The sequence below is a fragment of the Nitrincola sp. A-D6 genome, assembly GCF_000764495.1.
Classification (GTDB): domain Bacteria; phylum Pseudomonadota; class Gammaproteobacteria; order Pseudomonadales; family Balneatricaceae; genus Nitrincola.
Window position 1 is genome coordinate 35576 of sequence record NZ_JRLB01000007.1, and the last position, 20540, is coordinate 56115.

19 protein-coding genes and 2 pseudogenes are annotated in these 20540 nt (G+C 50.4%); 11 read left to right on the plus strand and 10 right to left on the minus strand.

Features of this window, described 5'->3' with window-relative positions; genetic code table 11:
• Positions 1-49: 49 nt before the first annotated feature.
• A complete protein-coding gene (locus LH51_RS01485) occupies positions 50-2791 on the minus strand; it encodes a TonB-dependent receptor (RefSeq protein ID WP_036519107.1) in 2742 nt (913 codons plus the stop codon).
• A 255-nt stretch (positions 2792-3046) separates the two neighbouring features.
• Between LH51_RS01485 and LH51_RS01490 the strand changes: the two genes are divergently transcribed.
• Positions 3047-3442: a hypothetical protein gene (locus tag LH51_RS01490; protein ID WP_036519110.1), complete on the plus strand. Its 396-nt coding sequence runs from the start codon at positions 3047-3049 to the stop codon at positions 3440-3442.
• Positions 3443-3485: 43 nt separating this feature from the next.
• Here the strand turns inward: LH51_RS01490 and LH51_RS01495 are convergent, their stop codons facing one another.
• From LH51_RS01495 to LH51_RS01525, 8 genes are all read right to left on the minus strand, one after another.
• A complete protein-coding gene (locus LH51_RS01495) occupies positions 3486-4454 on the minus strand; it encodes a FecR domain-containing protein (protein WP_036519113.1) in 969 nt (322 codons plus the stop codon).
• Between the two features lie 7 nt (positions 4455-4461).
• Complete coding sequence (locus LH51_RS01500) at positions 4462-4989, minus strand: sigma-70 family RNA polymerase sigma factor (RefSeq protein WP_235263406.1); 528 nt, start codon at positions 4987-4989, stop codon at positions 4462-4464.
• Complete coding sequence (locus tag LH51_RS01505) at positions 4970-5212, minus strand: hypothetical protein (protein WP_036519116.1); 243 nt, start codon at positions 5210-5212, stop codon at positions 4970-4972. The genes LH51_RS01500 and LH51_RS01505 overlap by 20 nt, the downstream gene beginning before the upstream one ends.
• A gap of 131 nt (positions 5213-5343) precedes the next feature.
• Complete coding sequence (locus LH51_RS21925; protein WP_235263407.1) at positions 5344-5490, minus strand: hypothetical protein; 147 nt, start codon at positions 5488-5490, stop codon at positions 5344-5346.
• Complete coding sequence (locus LH51_RS01510; RefSeq protein ID WP_235263408.1) at positions 5490-6092, minus strand: sulfite exporter TauE/SafE family protein; 603 nt, start codon at positions 6090-6092, stop codon at positions 5490-5492. Before LH51_RS01510 ends, LH51_RS21925 begins: the two co-directional genes overlap by 1 nt.
• Positions 6092-8305, minus strand: coding sequence for a DNA helicase II (gene uvrD, locus LH51_RS01515; protein WP_036519118.1), 2214 nt, complete (start codon positions 8303-8305; stop codon positions 6092-6094). The genes LH51_RS01510 and uvrD overlap by 1 nt, the downstream gene beginning before the upstream one ends.
• A gap of 26 nt (positions 8306-8331) precedes the next feature.
• Complete coding sequence (locus tag LH51_RS01520) at positions 8332-9306, minus strand: homoserine kinase (protein ID WP_036519148.1); 975 nt, start codon at positions 9304-9306, stop codon at positions 8332-8334.
• Positions 9275-9688 carry a DUF2782 domain-containing protein gene (locus LH51_RS01525; protein WP_235263409.1) on the minus strand — a complete coding sequence of 138 codons (414 nt, stop codon included), beginning with the start codon at positions 9686-9688 and terminating at the stop codon, positions 9275-9277. The genes LH51_RS01520 and LH51_RS01525 overlap by 32 nt, the downstream gene beginning before the upstream one ends.
• On the opposite strand from LH51_RS01525, the pseudogene polA reads away from it, so the two are divergent.
• Positions 9687-12430: pseudogene (polA, locus tag LH51_RS01530) on the plus strand (DNA polymerase I). The gene LH51_RS01525 and the pseudogene polA sit on opposite strands and share 2 nt — an antisense overlap.
• On the opposite strand, the gene yihA reads toward polA, so the two are convergent.
• Positions 12427-13065 (minus strand): ribosome biogenesis GTP-binding protein YihA/YsxC, encoded by a 639-nt coding sequence (yihA, locus tag LH51_RS01535; RefSeq protein WP_036519120.1) that lies wholly within the window; start codon positions 13063-13065, stop codon positions 12427-12429. The pseudogene polA and the gene yihA overlap by 4 nt on opposite strands.
• A gap of 245 nt (positions 13066-13310) precedes the next feature.
• On the opposite strand from yihA, the gene LH51_RS01540 reads away from it, so the two are divergent.
• From LH51_RS01540 to tatC, 9 genes and pseudogenes are all read left to right on the plus strand, one after another.
• Positions 13311-13868 (plus strand): c-type cytochrome, encoded by a 558-nt coding sequence (locus LH51_RS01540; protein WP_327123954.1) that lies wholly within the window; start codon positions 13311-13313, stop codon positions 13866-13868.
• 165 nt (positions 13869-14033) lie between these two features.
• Entirely contained in the window at positions 14034-14630 is a 597-nt protein-coding gene (locus tag LH51_RS01545) for a thiol:disulfide interchange protein DsbA/DsbL (RefSeq protein ID WP_052063344.1), read from the plus strand.
• Positions 14631-14785: 155 nt separating this feature from the next.
• Complete coding sequence (locus LH51_RS01550) at positions 14786-16333, plus strand: GGDEF domain-containing protein (protein ID WP_036519125.1); 1548 nt, start codon at positions 14786-14788, stop codon at positions 16331-16333.
• 41 nt (positions 16334-16374) lie between these two features.
• Positions 16375-18005 (plus strand): annotated as a pseudogene (gene ubiB / locus LH51_RS01555) (ubiquinone biosynthesis regulatory protein kinase UbiB).
• A gap of 69 nt (positions 18006-18074) precedes the next feature.
• On the plus strand, positions 18075-18443 hold the full coding sequence (hisI, locus tag LH51_RS01560; protein ID WP_442934798.1) for a phosphoribosyl-AMP cyclohydrolase: 369 nt from the start codon (positions 18075-18077) through the stop codon (positions 18441-18443).
• A gap of 38 nt (positions 18444-18481) precedes the next feature.
• Entirely contained in the window at positions 18482-18814 is a 333-nt protein-coding gene (locus tag LH51_RS01565; RefSeq protein WP_036519127.1) for a phosphoribosyl-ATP diphosphatase, read from the plus strand.
• 72 nt (positions 18815-18886) lie between these two features.
• Positions 18887-19159, plus strand: coding sequence for a Sec-independent protein translocase subunit TatA (gene tatA / locus LH51_RS01570; RefSeq protein ID WP_036519129.1), 273 nt, complete (start codon positions 18887-18889; stop codon positions 19157-19159).
• Positions 19160-19170: 11 nt separating this feature from the next.
• Positions 19171-19539 carry a Sec-independent protein translocase protein TatB gene (gene tatB, locus LH51_RS01575; protein WP_036519131.1) on the plus strand — a complete coding sequence of 123 codons (369 nt, stop codon included), beginning with the start codon at positions 19171-19173 and terminating at the stop codon, positions 19537-19539.
• Positions 19536-20288: a twin-arginine translocase subunit TatC gene (gene tatC / locus LH51_RS01580; protein WP_036519134.1), complete on the plus strand. Its 753-nt coding sequence runs from the start codon at positions 19536-19538 to the stop codon at positions 20286-20288. The genes tatB and tatC overlap by 4 nt, the downstream gene beginning before the upstream one ends.
• The last annotated feature ends 252 nt before the right edge of the window (positions 20289-20540 follow it).

Genomic DNA, 20540 nt, shown 5'->3' on the forward strand with positions numbered 1-20540 from the left:
GAATAGGACCATTGCCAGACTGTAAATGTATACCTTCGATGGCATGGCATCACCTAAAACTTGTAGCCAAGTTCCAGCCAATACTGACGACCGACACCAAATAGTTGCACATTGGATTCAGCACTGATGGTGTTCTGGTTGTCGGTGACATTGACACATCCAGGCGCAGGTAGGGGGAGTTTTTGGATGCCAGTAGGCGTAAGTCGATACTCATGTCCCAGCGCAGGGTACTACCCTGCTTATGCACTTCGTATTGTTTTAAGCCAGAGGCAGGGTCTGTGCCGACATTACGTAGTGAGGCATAGCCATTGGTAAAGGCAAAAGCATTACGCAATTGAATGCGGTCATCGCCACTGCGGGTGATCAGATCCAGATTAAGACTGACTGGGGTAGCAAAATCATTGGCTGGCAGATCGCGTTTGAGAATGCGCTTACCTTCAAACCAGACCTGGTCATCGGCGCTGTTGCTGTTGGACAGATAGCCGGATGAGCTGTTGCCATAGGTGGTATCCGTTTGCTTATCCATCCATGAAGCAGAGGTGTTGATGGCCCAGTAAGCACCCAGCCATTCAGCCGGATTTGAGCGCCAGTAGAGGTCGACCTGATGGGTACGGCTGGAACCTGAGTTGTCAAACCAGTTCATCTTGGTGGTTGCATCATAGCGGGTCCGTACCTGGCGCTCGCCTTTTCGTTCCACCAGCATCAGTCCCGCCTCACCCGACATCATCGGTCCACTGATACCCAGGTTAAGTTCATCATCGTATGGGGTATCAAGATCCTGATAGAACCAGGTGCGATTCGCGTCAACAGACTGATAGTCAGCGCTGGGCGAGGTGCGCGAGCGTATCAGGATCCGGTCGCGTTCCAGTTCCCTGAGACGATAGGCCATAAAGGATTTGCCGTAATAACGGTTGGCACCAACGGTAATGCGGTAACGTTTGGCAGCATCCAGATAGATACCAGCACTTAAACGCGGCGCCAGGTTGGTATTGCCCAACCAGTCATCACGTTCCAGACGCAGGCCGGTGCGCCAGAAAAAGCGCTGATGATTGCCATTCAGTTCAGCAAAAGCGGCGGCATTGAGGTTGTTAAACTTGATTTCACCCGCCTGATAGATCACTTCCCGTGTATGGTATTGGTCGGCGGGCGACCAGGATCCCAGCCCTGTTTGTGGCGGCAGGGGTTGAGTGAAATCGAGCCTATATTCGTTGAAAGTGAAGTCATTAAGGCGATTCTGACGGAAGTTGAGCCAGCGCAGTTCACCACCATAGTCAAAGGTTAGCGCATCCGTCAGCAGTGTACTGAGCTTCAGGGTGGATGTCAGCGTACGCTGCTCGCTTTCCAGGTCACCATAGCCACCGATGATGCCGCCCTGATAAATGGTGGTGTATTTGTACTGATCCAGCACAGCATGTTTAAAATAACGCTCATCTAAACTGATGCCCGCACTGACATTCAGGTCCAGGCGGGTATTGCCGAAATGCTCGCCGTAATTGACGCTCAGATTCAGGCCCTGATGCCGACTATCGAAGTCTGAATCCAGGTAGTTGATAAAGAAGGTGTCTTCATCATATTCACTGAAAGCCAAGGAGGCATTCAACAGATAATCCTGCTCCAACCAATCCAGACGGAGCACGCCTGAGCGGGAGTAGGTATCCAACTCGCGCTCTTCACTGGGTTTGAAGATACGACCTGTCTGGGCAAAATGGTCGAAGTCTATATCCACCACCTGTTTTTGCCAGATACGCGAGGTCTTTTCATCCAGTCCGGCAAAGACGCCGATATCTCCGATACGCGTGGCCCCTTGAAGGCTGAGCTGATCCTTGCGAAAGTTGGGCTGAAAGTCACCTGGGACACCCGTAACCGCCTGTGCGGCGCCATCACTAAACTCACCCAGCTGTGCCGGATCGATATGAAAGTTGGTCCAGCTGTCACGGGTACGGCGCTGGCTGATGCTAAAGAAGTCTTCACCGTCATAGGATTTGGTTTCGGCCTTGATCACTCCGCCGCTGAATCCCCCTTCACTGGCCGAGGCGTTGACATCAATGACTTCAACCTGGCTGAGAAAGTCGGTATTGAGAAAAATACCCTGCGAGTGTCCGGCGACATTGGTGTAGTTGCTGGGGTTTTCACGCTGTGCCGGGTCCATCAGATTATCGATAGACGCGCCGTCCAGCATCAGCTTATTCTGATAGGGAGAGGCTCCGCGAATGGAAAGCTCCGCTGGTTTGATATCACCCTGTTGCAGGCTGGAGCTGCTGCTATCAGCCACTCGGACAGATGGAATAATGCTGAGGGTTTCAGCCAGGTCACCACGCATAGCGTTGCGCATCTCACCACTTTCAATGGCGGCGTAACCGTAACCAGTATAGGCCCCTTCAACCTGCATCAGCGGCAATGTGGCCGCCAGATCATCGGTGGAATGAGTTTGGTCGCGAATCAGAAAGCCGCCATTGGCGAGTTGCTCGACCAGCAGTCCGGTGCCGGACAGAAGCAGGTGGAGGCCCTGTAGCACGGTATACTGACCGGACAGTCCTGGGCTGTTCAAGCCATCAACCAGATCCGGTGAATAGGACAGGAGAATGCCGGTCTGATTTCCTAGGGCGTTAAGTGCTTGGCCCAAGTCACCATCAGCAATTTCCAACTGATGAGCTTCGGTGTGAGCACTCGTAACGGCGGCCACACTGGGTAGAGTCCAGCCAACGGCTAGCCCCATTCCAAGTGTGCCAAGCAAGACTAAGCGCGGCAGGCGTTTTGATTTGAAAGGTAGAGCAACCAAGTTGAATGACATGAACACATCCTCAATAAAACGTCATATACCTACCTTGACGTTTGAGAATGAAAATCAGTCCATATTTTTTGCAATACTGTATAGATACGAATAATTATCATTAAGTTTGACGTTTGTGGCTCCTCTTGCTAGCATCAAAGGCCGGTATGAGGCTGCCTTCATTGCAGATCGCAGACCACACATATTAAGCACTTGCTGATTATTTTTTGGCTGTGTTTTTAATATTCGTATGAGGCTAAATAAAAGGACTTAAATATGAATAGTAAATTGATCGGAATTTTAACACTGGCTGTCGTTCTGTTACCTTTTGGTGCGAAGGCAGATCAACAAAGTATTAGATTTATTAGCGACAAATATGGGGAGTTTACGTTAGAGCCCATATGCGTTCGTAACATCGCTCTAGATGAAGTCAAAGATGGCATTTCATCTATCATTTTGAATCTTGAAGATAGTGACTCTTGTGCAAAGGAGCTGTACGAAAAAATCCTCTCACATGAAGGTTATTATATCTCCATACGCTATGGAGAAAATACAATACTACCTCCGACGCTGCTGTCCAATGAGATCGATCCGACTTCTGGATTCCGGATAAACATCACAGATCCAGAGTTGGCCACTGAGATTTATAATGTTCTGAGCGCAAGCTCCTGACCGAAAGAAAGTTCCGCACCCACAGTACAAGCGCAATTTTTCACTAACTGTCAGGGCGCAGCGAGATCCAGTAGCGTGAGCGCTGCTCCAGGGTGATGGGCAGACTGTGGCTCAGGCTTTCCAATACTCGGTGGGTATCCTGAATCGGGTAGCTGCCAGATACACGGAGGGTATCCAGTGCAGGATCGAGTCGGATGACCCCGCGATGATAACGCTCCAGTTGTTCAACAAACTGCCTTAAAGGCATGCTGTCTGCAATCAGCATGCCCTGTCTCCAAGCTGTGTCTGCAGGCATTACCTGATTTTGTGAGACTAATGCCGTGTTAGAGAAGAGCAGCGTTTCGCCAGTAGGAATCAGATGAGGCTCCTGAACCGGTCCCTGGATCAGCAGTACTTGTCCGGCGATTACTGCCACCTGGGTAGAGTCGTGCAACTGGCGCACATTAAAAGCGGTTCCCACTGGTGTCAGAACACCCTGTGCGGTGGTGATTAGCACGGGGCGTGGCGGAGCTGCGGGGTTTGCGGCCGTTTGAATAAAAATTTCGCCCTGCAGCAAATGTATCTGGGTATTATCATGATTGTAGCTTAAGCGAATGGCCGTGCGGCTGTTGAGCTGTATGTGGCTGCCACCGGGCAATTGCAGCTCAAGCTGCTCTCCGGTACCGGTGTAGTGTTGATCCTGTCCGATGGTGATTCCTGGTTGACGACTGATCAACCAGCCACTGCCTGTGCCCATGCAGAGTAATGCTATAATCTTTAGGCTGCGTCGGCGGCTTTGCTGGCCAGAGCTTAGCGTATTTCTGGCTAGCTTGGCTGTGGTGGGCGACAGCACAGACAGCTGCTGCTGAGTGTTTTCAATCTGTTGCCAGGCACGCTCATGGTCGGGATGTGCTGCACGCCAGCGACGAATGCGCTCCCAACTGTCGGGCTCCACCTGCATTTGCCAGTCCAGCAGTAGCTCAACCGCATCACGAGCAACACTTTCTGGTATGGTTTGTGGTGGAGAATTCATCTTATGATCAGCCTGTCATATCAGGGAAATAGCAGCGGCTGGTGGCGCGAATCAAGTGACGCTTGACACTGCTGACTGACATGTTCAGTGTCAGGGCTATTTCGCTATAGGTCATGCCATCCAGCTGGGCATATAAAAAAGCCTGGCGTGTCAGGGTAGGTAGACCATCCAGGCGTCGATCGATTTCTACCAGTAGTTCCAGCAATTGATGTTGAGTTTCAGGTGACGGCGCTTCGACCTCCGGCAGTTGTTGTAAGGCTTCCAGATAAGCTTGTTCAATGCGTTCACGTCGCCAGTGGTCGATCAGTACCCGTTTTGCAACGGTCATCAGGTAAGCTCTGGGTTCCTGAGCCTGTATCCACTCATCACGTTTAAGCAGGCGTACAAAGGTGTCCTGCAATAGATCAGAAGCCCTTTGACTGCAGCCAGGCGCTTGCACAGCCAGCCCAGCAACCATTGCCGGTTCTGGCTGTAGAGTAGGCCCAAGGCATCGCGTGCCTGAGGTTCCTTGAGCATCATGGCGTCGTCTGGGCATCTGCCGTGTTCACTACTGCCTGCAGCAACTCGCTGGCAGGGAGCCACTGATCTGCAAAGTCAGCGGGAAGCACGGTTGATGGCAGCAGTTGGCTGCATGACGAAACATCAGCGACCAGGGTCTCAGGCTGCTGATGATACCGGGTCGGCAGGACTGGACGAATGGTAAGTATTTTTATTGGTTCAGCGGTTCTTACAGCCGCGGCTTGGCCCTGAAAATGCATCCTTTAACTCCTTCATCGTTAGAGATCAAGTCGTCACGGGCTGGCTTAAGGGCTGGCTGGTGAGTTGTCTTAAGACGTCAAAGCTTATCGATGCTTTTATGTAAATGCAAATGATTTAGTTTTGTGTTTGATTAGGCTAACGCTTGCCAGACTAGCTGAATCGCCAGTAGGGTGAGTAGCCAGTTAAAGATCAAGGTGAAGTGTTGGTTACTGATGCGTTTGAGTAGGTGCAGGCCCATCCAGGTACCCACGGCGCCACTGAGGACCATTAACAGCATTAGCCCAAGCCAGTCTTTGAAGACAAACCCGGCCGCACCGAATACGGCGGCCTTGGCAGGTGTTGCAGGCTCATGCAGGCGGCAAAATTGGCAACGGTGCGAAAGCGGTCACCGACATGCTGTTGCTTGACGAAGGCCGCCACCAGCGGACCGGATGCTCCGGCAAACATGCTGATAAAGCTGGTGATACTGGCTGCTATGAAGGTGCCGACACGCCCTAAAGCCATGGGTGGAATTTTAGGACCCCAACAAAGAAACAGGATAAAACCGGCGATGGTTAACTGCAGCGTGCTGGTGGGCAGTTGTACCAGAAACAGGCTGGCTAACCAGGCACCGAGCAATGAACCAGGGGCGAAGGCGGCGAGCAAGCGCCAGTCAACATGAGCTATCGTCAGGATCACCCGGTTGAGGTTGGAACCCAGTTGCACCATGCCGTGTACCGGGATAATCGCAGCGGCTGGCATGATAACGGCCATGATCGCCAGGAGTAATATGCCGCCACCGACGCCCATGCTGGCAGTAACGGCTGAGGTTGCCCCGGCAGAAAGAATAAGCAGTAGGGCTTGCAGCGAACTAAGCTGCTCTGGTAGCAGCCACTCCATCAGAGAGTTTCCAGCTTGGCAAACCCCACCACCAGCCATTTACTGCCTACGTCGTCAAAATTCACCTGGACCCGGGCTTTGGGCCCGGAGCCTTCGAAGTTAACCACCAGACCTTCGCCAAATTTCGGGTGCAGCACGCGCTGACCCAGGCTAAGAGGTGTGCCGCTGATTTCGCTACCGGAAAAGCTGCCGTGACTGCTGAACAGGCTGCTCTGGTGGTCAGGTCGACCGCTGGAGTAGGGGCGCCTGACGCTGGAGTTAAGGCGCACTTCTTCAATCAGCTCATCGGGTATCTCACGAATAAAGCGTGAAGGGCGGTTGATCTTCTCCTGGCCATGCAGGCGTCTGGATTCGGCCAGGGTCAGGTAGAGCTTTTGCATCGCACGGGTGATACCGACATAACAGAGGCGGCGCTCTTCCTCCATACGTCCTGGTTCTTCAGCGGACATGCTGTGCGGGAACAGGCCTTCTTCCATACCGGTCAGAAACACCAGCGGAAACTCCAGCCCTTTGGCTGAGTGCAGGGTCATGAGCTGTACGCTGTCAGCATGACTGTCGGCCTGGGCTTCGCCAGCATCCAGTGCCGCCTGATCCAGAAATGCCGCCAGCAGGGTGATATCTTCATCCTGATTGTCTCGTTCCCATTGGCTGGCAAATTGCCGCGTCGCCGTGACCAGCTCATCCAGGTTTTCTATGCGTGACTGACCCTTTTCACCTTTTTCTTTTTCATGATGCTCGATGAGTCCGGCGGCCTTGATCACCAGATCGGTTTGTTCATGCAGGCTCAGGGTGTGGGTTTCAGTATTGATGTGATTAACGAGATCCAGAAAACCCTGCAGTGCATTCCCTGCTCTGGCAGGGAGTTGCTTCATTTCGGTAATCTCATTGGCGGCGCGCCACATGGAGATGCCTTCCTGACGCGCACGCTCACGTACCAGCTCTATCGTGCGTGTGCCGATGCCGCGTGTAGGCACATTGATCACCCGTTCCATGGCGGTATCATCGTCACGGTTGGCGAGCAGGCGCAGATAGGCGAGGGCGTTCTTGATTTCCAAACGGTCATAAAAGCGCTGCCCGCCATAGATGCGGTAAGGGACGCCACTGCGGATCAGGGCTTCCTCCATCACGCGGGACTGGGCATTGGAACGATACAGAATGGCGCACTCATCACGGCGGTTGCCATGCTCTATCCACTTGCTGATCTGATCAACAATAAAACGCGCTTCATCCTGTTCATTGAAGGCACTGTACAGGGAAACCGGCTCACCCTCGCTGCCTTCAGTCCAGAGCTGCTTGCCCAGTCGGTCAGCATTGTTCTGAATGACCGCATTAGCGGTTTTTAAAATGGCCTGGGTAGAGCGGTAGTTTTGTTCCAGACGGATGGTGTCTGTACCGGGAAAGTGCTCACTCAGGGTTTGGATATTTTCAATCCGTGCCCCACGCCAACCATAAATTGACTGGTCGTCGTCGCCCACGGCCATGAGCTTTTGTTCGCCCTGGCACAACAGCCGTAGCCAGGCATATTGGATGGCATTGGTGTCCTGAAACTCATCCACCAGGACATAACGAAATCTTTCCCGGTAGTGTTTCAGCAGGGCCGGAGCCCGGTCACGTAGCAGTTCCAGAGACCGCAGTAACAGCTCACCAAAGTCGATCATGCCACCGCGATCACAGGCTTCTTCATAAGCCTGGTAGAGATCAATCATGGTGCGTTGGTAGGGATCGCCAGTGCGCTCAAGATGTTTACTGCGTAAGCCCTCATCCTTCTGTGCATTGATAAACCACTGCATCTGCCGTGGTGGCCAGCGGCTGTCATCCAGATTCTGTTCTTTGCACAGCCGCTTAATCAGGCGTAGCTGATCATCACTGTCCATGATCTGGAAGTTATCCTGCAGGCCCGCATCCTTCCAATGCGCACGCAACAGTCGATGGGCCAGCCCGTGAAACGTACCCACCCACATGCCTTGGGTGTTGATTCCCAGCAGCTGTTCAATACGACCACGCATTTCACGAGCGGCCTTGTTGGTGAAGGTGACCGCCAGAATCGAATAGGGTGACAGGCCTTCGGTCTCAATCAGCCAGGCAATACGATGCACCAGCACACGTGTTTTACCGGACCCGGCACCCGCCAATATCAGCAGGTTTTGCACCGGCGCGGTGACTGCACTACGCTGGGCATCGTTGAGTGAGTCAATAATGTGGGTAACGTCCATCAGTTCTCTTTACGCTAGTAGCGGGTTTAACCTAGTTTTGCCGGGGTGCTCAGGCGTGATAACAGTATATTTTTGTACTGCTGCGGATCTTTCAGTTTCATTTCGCCACCCTGGCGTGATGCCTGCGCAATGCCCAGCCAGGGAATCAGGCGTGAGAGCCAGAAACGCATGGCAGCGGTGCGTGTCAGAATGGGCCAGGCGCGGGCTTCATCGGCGGTGAAAGCACGAATCTGAGCATAGCCTTCCAACAGGGCAGTTTCGCGCTCTGTGTCGATGCTGCAATCCGGACGGCTGCACCAGTCATTGGCAACAATGGCCAGATCATAGAGCTGGTAGGCTGTGGCAGCATTGTACATATCGAGAATTGCTTCCAGCTTGTCATCCAGAAACAGGGCATTATCATGAAACAAATCACCATGAATGACGCCGGTTGGCAGATCCCAGTTGGCATCGCGCAGTTTGTCAAAGGCCAACACCTCCTGGTTTAACAGGTTGGCATCTTCAGGACTCAGGCGGTGGGCAATGGCTTGTGCTTCACGGCGCCACCAGAAAACCCCACGATGTGCTTGTCGTTGCAGATAAAAATCGCTGCCAGCCTGATGAAAGCGTGCCAGTGCTTCACCTATCTGAAAGCAGTGATACGGGCGTAATTGCGTTGCCGGCACATCCGCACCGTAAAAACGCGGCTGCAGAAAGGCAGGTTTACCTTTGAGTTGCTTCAGAGCAATACCGTTTTTATCTCGTATAGCATAGGGTACCGGGATGTTGCGTTCAGCCAGCCAGTGCCCCAATTCGACGAAAAATGGCATTTCCTCAGAGGTAAGCTCCTCAAAGATAGTCAGCACATACTCCTTTTTTTGCCCCCGAAGCAGCAGGGTCACGAAGTAGTTAGTGTTCTCTATGCCGCCCTCAATACCATCAAAATGGCTGAGAGTGCCTAAATCAAAGTCAGCCAGCAACTGGCTGAGCTCAGCAGAAGTAATCGAAGTATAAACGGCCACAAAAATGCTTCCTACCAGCGAAACAGAACCCATTTAGGATTAATACCGTGGGTTCTCCTGCGCGAATAAGCTCGCCAGATTCACCTGTAGGCACCAGGTAATATGGCTCGCCTACAATAGGAACAACTTTAATCTCCTTGAGCATGCCGCCGACACGGTATTCATAGTAAGTGGCTTCACCATCATGGGTGATGATGATTTCCGGCTCAGGATTAAGCAAATCTTCCTGTGCACTGACCATCCCCAACGGCAGGCCGCTGAATAGGGCAATAAGTAAGAGTTTTTTAAGCATGGCGCTTTTCTCATAAGTTGAGTGATTTAATTTGCTATGATTGTGAACCCTGACACTATTCACGGCAACCAGCAAAGTGGAAAAATTCATGAGTGAACAGCATCATCCTATTATTCTAGTCGACGGCTCCTCCTATTTATACCGTGCCTTTTTTGCTTCGCAGCAGGCAAATCTGAGTACGCGGGATGGCTTTCCGACGGGTGCTGTGCGGGTAGTGACCTCCATGCTGCGTAGTTTGCTGAAACAATACCCACACAGCCCGGTCACGGTAATCTTTGATGCCAAGGGTAAAACCTTTCGCGATGAGCTGTTTGCTGAATACAAAGCCCATCGGCCTTCCATGCCGGATGACCTTCGACTGCAGGTTGAACCGATACACAAGATTGTCCGGGCGATGGGGATCGAGCTACTGGTTGAGGATGGCGTGGAAGCCGATGATGTGATTGGTACGCTGGCGCGTGAAGCGACAGAAAAACAGCGACCAGTGATCATTTCGACAGGTGATAAGGATATGGCGCAGTTGGTCAATGAGTATGTCACCCTGATCAATACCATGACTGATACGCGTATGGATGTAGCTGGCGTGAAGGAAAAATTTGGTATTCCACCTGAGTTAGTCATAGATTTGTTAGCCCTGCAGGGTGACAAGGTGGATAACATTCCAGGCGTGCCGGGCGTGGGAGGAAAAACCGCATTGGCCCTGCTGCAGGGTATCGGCGGTATCCAGGCGCTATATCAGAATCTGGAGCAGATTGCTGATCTGCCATTTCGTGGTGCCAAAAGCATGGCCGCGAAGTTGGAGGCTCATCGTAAGGAAGCGGAGCTATCCTATTTGTTGGCGACCATCAAGACGGATGTGCCGCTGCATATTAAACTGGAAGATATTCCCTGTCCGAAACCCGATACGGCTGCCCTTATAGCACTTTTCCGTGAATTTGAATTCCGCAGCTGGATTGAAGAGCTGGAAGCCGGAGACGGCGTTGCAGCCGTTGCTGATGAGACTCAGCCTCAGCCGCCTGCATTGGAAACGGATTATCAGGTGATTCTGAGTTGGGATGAACTGGACAGTTGGTTAGCCCGCTTACAGACGGCCGAACTGTTTGCACTGGATACTGAGACTACCAGTTTGAATTATATGGAAGCTGAGTTGGTTGGCTTATCATTTGCAGTCCAGCCCGGTGAGGCTGCGTACTTGCCACTGGCGCATGACTATGTAGGGGCGCCAGACCAGTTAGACCGTAATCAGGTGCTGGAGCGCTTCAAGTCCTTACTGGAAGACCCGCAGCGGCCCAAGGTCGGCCAACACATCAAATATGATATGAATGTGCTGGCACGCTATGGCATCAAGTTACAGGGTGTGGTGGCTGACACCATGCTGGAGTCCTATGTATTGAATTCTACTGCTGGGCGTCATGATATGGATAGCTTGGCTGATCGGTACCTGGGGCTCAAAACTACAAGCTTTGAAGACATTGCCGGTAAGGGCAAAAACCAGCTGACCTTTAACCAGGTTGACCTGGATATTGCCGCGCCCTATGCCGCTGAAGATGCCGATATCACTCTGCGTCTGCATCTGAAGATGACTGAGCAACTGGCTCAGCAGGAACGCCTTGTCGGGTTACTCAATACGCTGGAAGTGCCACTGATTCCGGTGCTGGCAAAGATCGAGCGCAATGGTGCCCGCGTGGATGCCACGCTGCTATCCAGGCACAGTCGGGAGTTGGAGATTAGACTCAAAGAGCTGGAGCAACAGGCCTTTGAACTGGCCGGTGAACCTTTCAATCTGGGATCACCTAAGCAGCTTCAGGTGATCCTGTTTGAGAAGCAGGGGATCCCGGTACGCAAAAAAACCCCCAAGGGTGCGCCCTCCACTGCAGAAGAAGTGTTGCAGGAGTTAGCCCTGGACTATCCCTTGCCCAAAGTGATTATTGAGCATCGCGGTTTGAGTAAGCTGAAATCGACCTATACCGATAAGCTGCCACAGATGATCAATCCGGGTACCGGGCGCATTCATACCTCCTATCATCAGGCAGTCACCGCCACCGGGCGCTTGTCATCATCGGATCCCAATCTGCAGAACATTCCGATTCGGACTCAGGAAGGGCGCCGGATTCGTCAGGCGTTTGTGGCACCTGAGGGCTATCGGATTGTGGCGGCAGATTATTCACAGATTGAACTGCGTATCATGGCTCACCTGTCGGGTGATGAGGCTTGTTGCAGGCCTTTGCCAAGGGTGAAGATATCCATCGGGCAACGGCGGCGGAGGTTTTTGGCGTTGAGCTGGATCAGGTTACCGGTGAGCAGCGTCGCAGTGCCAAAGCGATTAACTTTGGGCTGATTTATGGCATGTCGGCTTTTGGTCTGGCGCGTCAGTTAGGTGTGGGGCGTAACGATGCGCAGCGCTATATCGATCACTACTTCGCTACCTATCCGGGCGTGCAGCGTTACATGGATGAAACACGCGCTTTGGCACATGAAAAAGGCTTCGTAGAGACTCTGCTGGGGCGCCGTCTTTACTTGCCGGAAATTAATTCAAAAAACGGCATGCGTCGTCAGGCGGCTGAACGTACGGCGATCAATGCGCCGATGCAGGGTACGGCGGCGGACATTATTAAGCAGGCTATGCTTGATGTGGATAACTGGCTGGAACAGAGCCAGTTTGATGCCAAAATGATCATGCAGGTGCACGATGAATTGGTCTTTGAAGTTGCCGAGGCTGACGTGGCTGGATTTATGACGCACGTCACCCAGTCGATGGAGCAGGCGGTCAGCCTTAAAGTGCCTTTGTTAGTGGAAGCTGATGTTGGTCTGAATTGGGATGAGGCGCATTAAGCGCCGCTCTCAGTTCCCTGATCCAGCAGTAATTCAGCCAATCTGGCTCGAAGTTCCGGAACGCCTTCTTTTTTCAGCGCTGAGAAGGTTTGCAATGTAACCTTGTCACCCAGACGTTTTCTCAATTGCGCCTGAAGTTTTAGCAGCGTGCTCTGTGCCGGCCCCCGGGTCAGCTTATCGGCCTTGGTCAGCAAGATATGCAACGGCATGCCGGTGTTTTCACACCAGCTGATCAGCATTTCATCAAAATCTTTCATCGGATGACGAATATCCATGACCAGCACCAGGCCCTTCAAGGCTTCGCGGTGCTGTAGATACGCATCCAGATGTTTTTGCCAGTGGACTTTGACGGCGACTGGTACTTTAGCATAACCATAGCCGGGCAGATCGACGATGCGAATGCCGGGAATATTGAGATCGAAAAAGTTGATTAATTGCGTACGACCTGGTGTCTTGGATGTTCTGGCAAGTTTTCCATTCTGTGTTAATGTATTGATTGCGCTGGATTTACCTGCATTTGATCGACCAGCAAAGGCCACTTCAGCCAGGCTGTCATCCGGACATTGATTCAGTTTGTCAGCACTGACACAAAAGCGTGCCTGGTGAAAATTGATTAAGGTTTGTGCTTCAGACATTGGGATCTCACTATGATAGGATCGCCACACAGAACAAATGCGTTCCAGTTTGTGAGGATATTAGTTTATAATACAGCCAATTTTACCTGCGAACTGAGAGAACCTCTAGTCAGGGGTAGCAACAATTGAGGTGTCAGCACCGGTCAATGCGGCAGCTGGACTAAAACAAATTTTTAGCAAGAGTCTGGGTCTAGTCAATGAACAAATTACTAATCAGCTTACTGATAAGTGTTGGAATCACCGGAATGGCACACGCCACAGGTGGCGATGCAACTGCCGGATCACAAAAAGTTGCGGTATGTGGTGCCTGTCACGGCGCCGATGGTAACAGCCCAATGGGTGCGTTCCCAAGCCTTGCCGGACAAAATCCCCGTTACCTGTTAAAGCAGATGCAGGATCAGCTCAGCGGCGACCGCGTTATACCGGAAATGACCGGTATGCTGAATGGTTTTACGGAGCGTGATCTGCGTGATATCGCGGCCTACTTCTCCAGCCAGACCATAACTATTGGTCAAACGGCTGCGGATCAGTTAGAGCTGGGTCGTAGCATTTATCAGGCTGGTATTGCTGATAAGGGCGTAGCGGCCTGCGCCGCTTGTCATATGCCAAGCGGCCAGGGTAATAACCCGGCACGTTTCCCGGCACTGAGTGGGCAGCATCCAGAATACACTGCTTTACAATTGCAGAAGTTTGCAACTGAAGATCGTGCCAATGATCCCAGTCGTATGATGCGTGATATTGCTGTGAAAATGTCTGATGCTGAAATGAGTGCGGTTGCTCAGTATGTCCGTGGCTTGCACTGACTAGTCTGATCATTCGTGTTTAAATTAAAAAGGGTGGCTAAGGCTGCCCTTTTTATTTCACCCAAGCGAAACTAGACCTGTTCAAGAACTTTGTGTCTTAGGTAAGGTCTTAACACTGTCCTATAGCTGAATCAGAGTTGAGAATAACTATGCTGAAAAAATTAATTGCTGACGACTGCCTTCACCCTGATCCCCTTTGCCAGCGCTATTGCAGAAACGAATCCTGATTATCAGGCGGGGGTTCATTATCAGGAGTTACCGGCAACTGTTACAACCAGTGATCCGGAAAAAATAGAGGTAGTTGCTGTTTTCGGTTACTCATGTCCGCACTGTGCCAACCTGGAGCCGATGCTGGCCAGTTGGTCGCAGCAACAAAGTGCTGATAATTTGGATTACAAGCATCTGCCAGTGGTGTTTTCCCGCAATTGGGAGCCACTGGCCAGAGCCTATTATGTGGCTGAATTGACCGGAAAGGTGGAAGAGACGCACCAGGCTATGTTTGATGCAGTGCATGTTCAAAATACACGTTTTCGTAGCGTTGATGACCTGGCTGAATTTTATACTGCTTATGGCATAGAGGAAGATGAGTTTAATAAACTGTATGACTCGTTCGCAGTAGACACTCGCCTGAAGCAGGGGCAGGCGAGGTTGCGGGCATACCAGATTACAGCGGTACCAGCGATGGTAGTGAATGGTAAATACCATATCACCGGAGCATGGCGGGTAGTAATAGTGAGATGCTTAAGGTGGTTAACTACCTGATCGAAAAAGAGCGTGCGCAATTGAACGAATAATTAGATCTGATAAGTAAACCCGTGAAGTCGTTGTGGTGATTCTGTTACTAAAGGGGTCACTATGACGGCTTTTTGGTTTATAGTAGAGCAAAATTCGATTTGTGGTAACGGGAGCTGGCTGCAATGGCAGAGTCAGAAGATTGGCGAAAAAAATATAAAATACTGGCTAAGGAGCTTGAACAGTCAGAGGAGTATTCTGGACGCCTGCTTGAGCAACTGAAAAATGTCCTGTCGCAGTTGAGCCTCGGGTTGCAAGGCCAGGATTCGGAGCTGGATGAGTCACTACGGGCGCTGCTATCAAAATTGGACACGATAGAGGTTCGGACGCTGCGAAATCTCACTCGTGAGATCGAAAAGCGTATTCGGGTGTTGGACGCAACCCGATCCAATAGCGTAAGACAGTTGGTTGATATCCTTCGGCAGTGGTCTGGATTGATTGAAAAACAGGACGTGAAGGGTGAGTTCGATCAACTCCTGCCTGAGTATAATAATCAGTTGGAGTCCAGCGCTGAGCATCTGTATGAAATCCCGAATCTGCTCCGAAAACTGTTTGAATACCAGAAGCATCTATTGCTGACTGTAGGCCCTGAAGAACGCGCTGAAATTACTAATGACCTGGCTGATAACCGTGAGTTTATCGTTACCGCCATATCTGGGCGTTTGTTAGATCTGGTGCAATTGTTGCGGGTTCCCTGTGAACATGCGCCGAAAGTACATCAGCTGATTGGTGAGTTGGAGTCCAATCCTGCTTCCGAAAAGTTACCTGATATTCTGGACAATCTGATCAAGCTATTACGCTTGTCAGGAATGAATATGGGGGAGGATTTTGAAGATTATCTGCTTAGTTTGAATCAGCAGCTCGCCTATGTACAAACCTTTCTTAATGAAAGCCATGATGATGAAGTCAAGGCTAGCAAGCGCCACAATCTGTTGGATAAAACCGTACGTCACGATGTGCATCAAATCAACCGCACCGTTAAACAGTCAACGGATATAAATGAACTAAAATCTGTTGTCAGTCGTCAGCTGTCAAACATTGTCCGTGCTATGGATGAACATAAAAAATCTGAAGAGGTGCGTGAGGCTAAATTGACTGCACGCTATCAGGACCTGCTGCAGAAAGTCGCGCAAATGGAAAAAGAGGCCGACCATGTTAAGCATCGAATCGAAGAAGAGCAGCTAAAGGCGCGTACTGACCCCTTAACAGGTTTGCCAAACCGTTATGCCTATGACCGACACATACTCAACGAGCTGGAACGCTGGGAGCGTTACCAAACAGTGTTTACCTTGTGTGTGGCCGATCTGGATCTGTTTAAGCAAGTGAATGATGAGTATGGCCATCTGGCTGGTGACAAGGTGTTGCGGTTAATGGCCAGAATACTGCAGCAAAATCTTCGCAATATTGATCTTGTGACCCGCTTCGGGGGAGAGGAGTTTGTTATCATTATGCCTTCAACGGATGGACCCTCCGCCATTACAGCAATTGAAAAGGTTAGAAAGGTTATTCAAGACAGTCCATTTAATTTCCAGAGTAAGCCAGTGCGCATCACCATGTCTTTCGGCGTCACGGAAGTACAGCCGGGTGACACTCCTGAAACGATGTTCTCAAGAGCAGACAAAATGCTCTATCAGGCAAAAGATACCGGGCGTAACAAAACCCTGTTGGGCTGACAATCATCAATAAACCGCTACTCGATACAGGATGCCTCTAAGTGCGACCGGTGTTTCGTTCCATTAAAATTGGCTGGGTCATCGCCCGTTACCGTCTGGATACATTTTTCTTGCATCCTTCTTTACCTTGGTTGGCGAGGATGATGCTGTATCTGCTCCCGTGGCGCTATATTTTTCCCGCACGAGAGTCTGGAGCGGTACGGTTGCGCCTGGCGCTGGAGGCGCTTGGTCCGGTGTTTATTAAATTCGGGCAGATGCTTTCGACGCGGCGCGATCTGCTCCCGGATGATATTGCGGTAGAGTTGGCACGTTTGCAGGATAATGTACCCCCTTTCCCAGCGTACAAGCCCGGATGATTATTGAAAGCTCTCTGGGTTACCCTGTAGCTGAACTTTTTCAGACCTTTGACGCTGAACCTATGGCATCAGCATCGGTTGCACAGGTACACAGTGCAACACTTAAAGATGGTCGGGCTGTAGTGGTTAAAGTCATACGTCCGGGTATAGACAGAGTGATCCGACAGGATATTTCCCTGCTCTATACGCTGGCCTGGATGGTTTGTCATCTTTGGTCGGAGGGGCGTCGACTACGCCCTGTCGAAGTGGTGGAAGAGTACGAGCAAACCATTTTTGATGAACTGGATTTGCGTAAGGAGGCGGCTAACGGTTCTCAGCTAAGACGTAATTTTGAAGGGTCGAAGATTCTCTATGTCCCGGAAATTTTCTGGGACTATACTCGCCGTAATGTACTTGTCATGGAACGTATCTATGGTATTCCCGTAGCCGATATGGAGCAGTTGCACGCTCAGCATACCAATATGGAAAGGCTGGCCGAACGCGGTGTGGAGATTTTCTTCACTCAGGTGTTCAGGGACAGCTTTTTTCATGCCGATATGCATCCAGGGAATATTTTTGTGTCTCGGGACCACCCGGATGATCCACAGTATATTGCTGTAGATTTTGGCATTATCGGATCGCTCAGTGAGGAAGATCAGAGTTATCTAGCCCGCAATATATTGGCATTTTTTCAGCGTGATTATCGTCAAGTGGCTCAATTACACATCGACTCTGGCTGGGTGCCAAGAGATACCAATGTACATGCTTTTGAAACTGCCATACGCAGTGTGTGTGAGCCGATTTTTGAGAAGCCCCTAAAGGAAATTTCATTCGGATTGGTGTTGCTCGGCTTGTTTCAGACAGCGCGTCGTTTCAATATGGAAGTGCAGCCGCAGTTGGTTTTGCTGCAGAAGACGCTACTGAATATAGAGGGTCTGGGTAGGCAGCTATATCCAGATCTGGATTTATGGAAAACTGCCAAGCCTTTCCTGGAAAACTGGATGAAAGAGCGCATGAGTGTGAAAGCGGCCATGGCTAACATTCATAAGCAGGCTCCTGAGTGGCTGGAAAAGTTACCTCAGATGCCGCAATTGGTATTCGATGCGTTGCAACAAAGTGCGTTACGCACCGAGCAGTACAATGAATCTCAGCAGCGCCTGGAAAAATTGCAGTCTGATTCCAGACAGCGTACGCAACGCCACCTGTTAATGGGAGCGACCGCATTGCTGGCCGTGGTCATGTTACTGCGTCCGGATTGGCAGCTAGCTCTGTCACAGCTCCCCTGGTATGGCTGGTTGCTGGCAGGTGTTGGCTGGGTCAGCTTGTGGCGGGCCTGATTGCCACTGGTTCAGTGGCGGTGGTTAAGCTATGCTAACGGGCTTTGAATTAGATGATGGAAGGTCGCTGTGAAGATTAATGAATCATGGCTTGATGAAGTCAAGTGGGATGAAAACGGGCTGGTGCCTGCCATTGCACAGGATCTGGAAACGGGCCGTGTCATGATGTTTGCCTGGATGAATCGTGAATCACTATTGCTCAGTATCAAGGAGCAACGGGCCATCTACTGGTCTCGGTCACGTCAAAAACTGTGGCGTAAAGGAGAGGAATCCGGCCATGTTCAGCGTCTGCATGAGTTGCGTCTTGATTGTGATGGTGATGTAGTTCTACTGGTCATTGAACAGATTGGTGGAATAGCCTGTCATACAGGAAGAGAAAGCTGCTTTTTCAGAAAGCTGGATGATCAGGGCAGTGGCAGATCACCGATGAGGTGTTGAAATCGCCCGGATCTATTTATCAAGATAAGGGTTGATGTATGAGCGATGTGCTGGATAAGCTGGCTGTAATACTTGAAGCTCGTAAAGCGGCTGCAGAAGATAGCTCTTATGTCGCAAGCCTGCATGCCAAAGGTCTTAATAAAATCCTGGAAAAAGTTGGTGAAGAAGCTACCGAGACCATTCTTGCCGCTAAAGATGCCGAGGTCAGCGGTGATTGTACAGATGTTGTCTATGAGACAGCCGACTTGTGGTTTCACTCTTTGGTGATGTTGTCTCACCTGGGAGAAACGCATGAAGCTGTCTTGCAAGAGCTTGCACGGCGTTTTGATATGTCGGGTCTTGAAGAAAAAGCTTCACGACAAAACAATTAACGATTAGATTAGGCGTCTGAAAACAGACTCGGTCAGATGACTCGGTCAGATAAATATAATTGGAGAAGAGCTATGGGTTTTGGTGGAATCAGCATTTGGCAATTAGTTATTGTACTGGGAATAGTGGTACTTATATTCGGTACAAAAAAATTGCGCAATCTGGGTGGTGATGTAGGTGGCGCTGTTAAAGGGTTTAAAAAAGCCATGAGTGAAGATGACTCAAAAGAAACTCAGGAAGAGCAGGAAAAGAAAAAGTTAACGGCTGATGACGCACAGTTTTCACAGAGTGAAGGGCCTGATGCCGAAAAAGACAAAGAAAAATCTCAAGCTAGCTCAGATAAGTAAGCTCTGATCCTATGTTTGATATCGGTTTTGCCGAAATACTTATCGTTAGTGTCGTCGCGTTGCTGGTGTTGGGGCCGGATAAGCTACCTGTCGCAGTTAAAACCTGTGGTATGTGGATAGGTCGCATTAAACGCTCAATCACGTCTATTCAACATGAGATCAGTGAAGAGCTGCGTGTGGAAGAATTACGACGCACTACGGCTATCAGTAAAGAAGAGCTGGAAAAAGAGCTCAGTGAAATGCGTAAGCCTTTCAAAGCGGCTGCCAAAGATGTTGAAAATGCAGTAAACGAAGCGCAGAAGACACCCGGCAGCGAGTCTGAACCACTTAAGCCTAAGGCCGAATCCCCTCAAACGGACAGTGATAAAAGCAGCACATGACAGATACCTCTGACCAACAAGAGCAGCCTTTAATTTCCCATCTGGTAGAGCTCCGCCAACGATTAATGAGAGCGGTGCTAGCCGTGTTCCTGATCTTTCTAGGTCTGTTTTATTTTGCTAATGATCTGTACCTGTTTATGTCAGCACCCTTGACAGCCCTCTTGCCAGAGGGAACCAGCATGATAGCAACGGATGTAACGTCACCTTTTTTTGCGCCATTTAAACTGACTTTGGTTGCGGCAGTAGTGCTGGCAATGCCGTATATTTTGCATCAGATCTGGTCATTTATTGCGCCGGGTTTGTATGCAAATGAAAAACAATTTGCCATCCCGTTGTTGGTATCAAGCATTATGCTGTTTTATGCTGGTATCGCCTTTGCTTACTTTGTTGTTTTTCCGCTTATCTTTGGCTTCTTTACCAGTGTGGGTCCTGAAAATGTAGCGGTCATGACTGATATCAGCAGTTATCTCAATTTTGTACTGAAGTTGTTCTTTGCTTTCGGGATTACCTTTGAGATCCCCGTTGCAACCCTGCTGTTAATCAAGTCTGGGGCCGTTACAGCAAAGAGTTTGGCTGCGAAGCGAGCCTATGTTGTGGTTATCTGCTTTGTGTTTGGTATGTTGCTCACACCACCAGACATCATTTCCCAGAGTTTACTGGCCGTACCTATGTGGTTGCTGTTCGAACTGGGTCTGTTTATGTCGCGCTTTATTACCAGTAAAACAGTTGCTGAAGACGAAGCTGAGTAGCTTGTTAAAGCCGGATAGTCCAGATCGCCTCGGTTAATATCTGTTCAATGCTTAGTCATCTTAGGTTGATGTATTTAAAACTAAAAAATCTCGTCATTCTCTGTTGACTCCTGTCAGATATTAGGTAGAATACGCACCTCGCTTGAGACAACAGCCCAACACACCGGGCAGCTCAAGCCGCTCTTTAACAAATTAATCAGGTAATGCGTGTGGGCGCTTGTTCAGGTTAGGCATTAAAGCTTAATCARAAAC

Bases quoted from the DNA above. Each gene is read 5' to 3' on its own strand.
- LH51_RS01500 (WP_235263406.1), bottom strand. From the start codon at position 4,989: ATGCCCAGACGACGCCATGATGCTCAAGGAACCTCAGGCACGCGATGC.
- tatB (WP_036519131.1), top strand. From the start codon at position 19,171: ATGTTTGATATCGGTTTTGCCGAAATACTTATCGTTAGTGTCGTCGCG.
- LH51_RS01550 (WP_036519125.1), top strand. From the start codon at position 14,786: ATGGCAGAGTCAGAAGATTGGCGAAAAAAATATAAAATACTGGCTAAG.
- LH51_RS01565 (WP_036519127.1), top strand. From the start codon at position 18,482: ATGAGCGATGTGCTGGATAAGCTGGCTGTAATACTTGAAGCTCGTAAA.
- LH51_RS01540 (WP_327123954.1), top strand. From the start codon at position 13,311: ATGGCACACGCCACAGGTGGCGATGCAACTGCCGGATCACAAAAAGTT.
- LH51_RS21925 (WP_235263407.1), bottom strand. From the start codon at position 5,490: ATGCTGTTAATGGTCCTCAGTGGCGCCGTGGGTACCTGGATGGGCCTG.
- uvrD (WP_036519118.1), bottom strand. From the start codon at position 8,305: ATGGACGTTACCCACATTATTGACTCACTCAACGATGCCCAGCGTAGT.
- yihA (WP_036519120.1), bottom strand. From the start codon at position 13,065: ATGTCTGAAGCACAAACCTTAATCAATTTTCACCAGGCACGCTTTTGT.
- LH51_RS01510 (WP_235263408.1), bottom strand. From the start codon at position 6,092: ATGGAGTGGCTGCTACCAGAGCAGCTTAGTTCGCTGCAAGCCCTACTG.
- LH51_RS01505 (WP_036519116.1), bottom strand. From the start codon at position 5,212: ATGCATTTTCAGGGCCAAGCCGCGGCTGTAAGAACCGCTGAACCAATA.
- LH51_RS01525 (WP_235263409.1), bottom strand. From the start codon at position 9,688: ATGAATTTTTCCACTTTGCTGGTTGCCGTGAATAGTGTCAGGGTTCAC.
- LH51_RS01490 (WP_036519110.1), top strand. From the start codon at position 3,047: ATGAATAGTAAATTGATCGGAATTTTAACACTGGCTGTCGTTCTGTTA.
- LH51_RS01485 (WP_036519107.1), bottom strand. From the start codon at position 2,791: ATGTCATTCAACTTGGTTGCTCTACCTTTCAAATCAAAACGCCTGCCG.
- tatC (WP_036519134.1), top strand. From the start codon at position 19,536: ATGACAGATACCTCTGACCAACAAGAGCAGCCTTTAATTTCCCATCTG.
- tatA (WP_036519129.1), top strand. From the start codon at position 18,887: ATGGGTTTTGGTGGAATCAGCATTTGGCAATTAGTTATTGTACTGGGA.
- LH51_RS01495 (WP_036519113.1), bottom strand. From the start codon at position 4,454: ATGAATTCTCCACCACAAACCATACCAGAAAGTGTTGCTCGTGATGCG.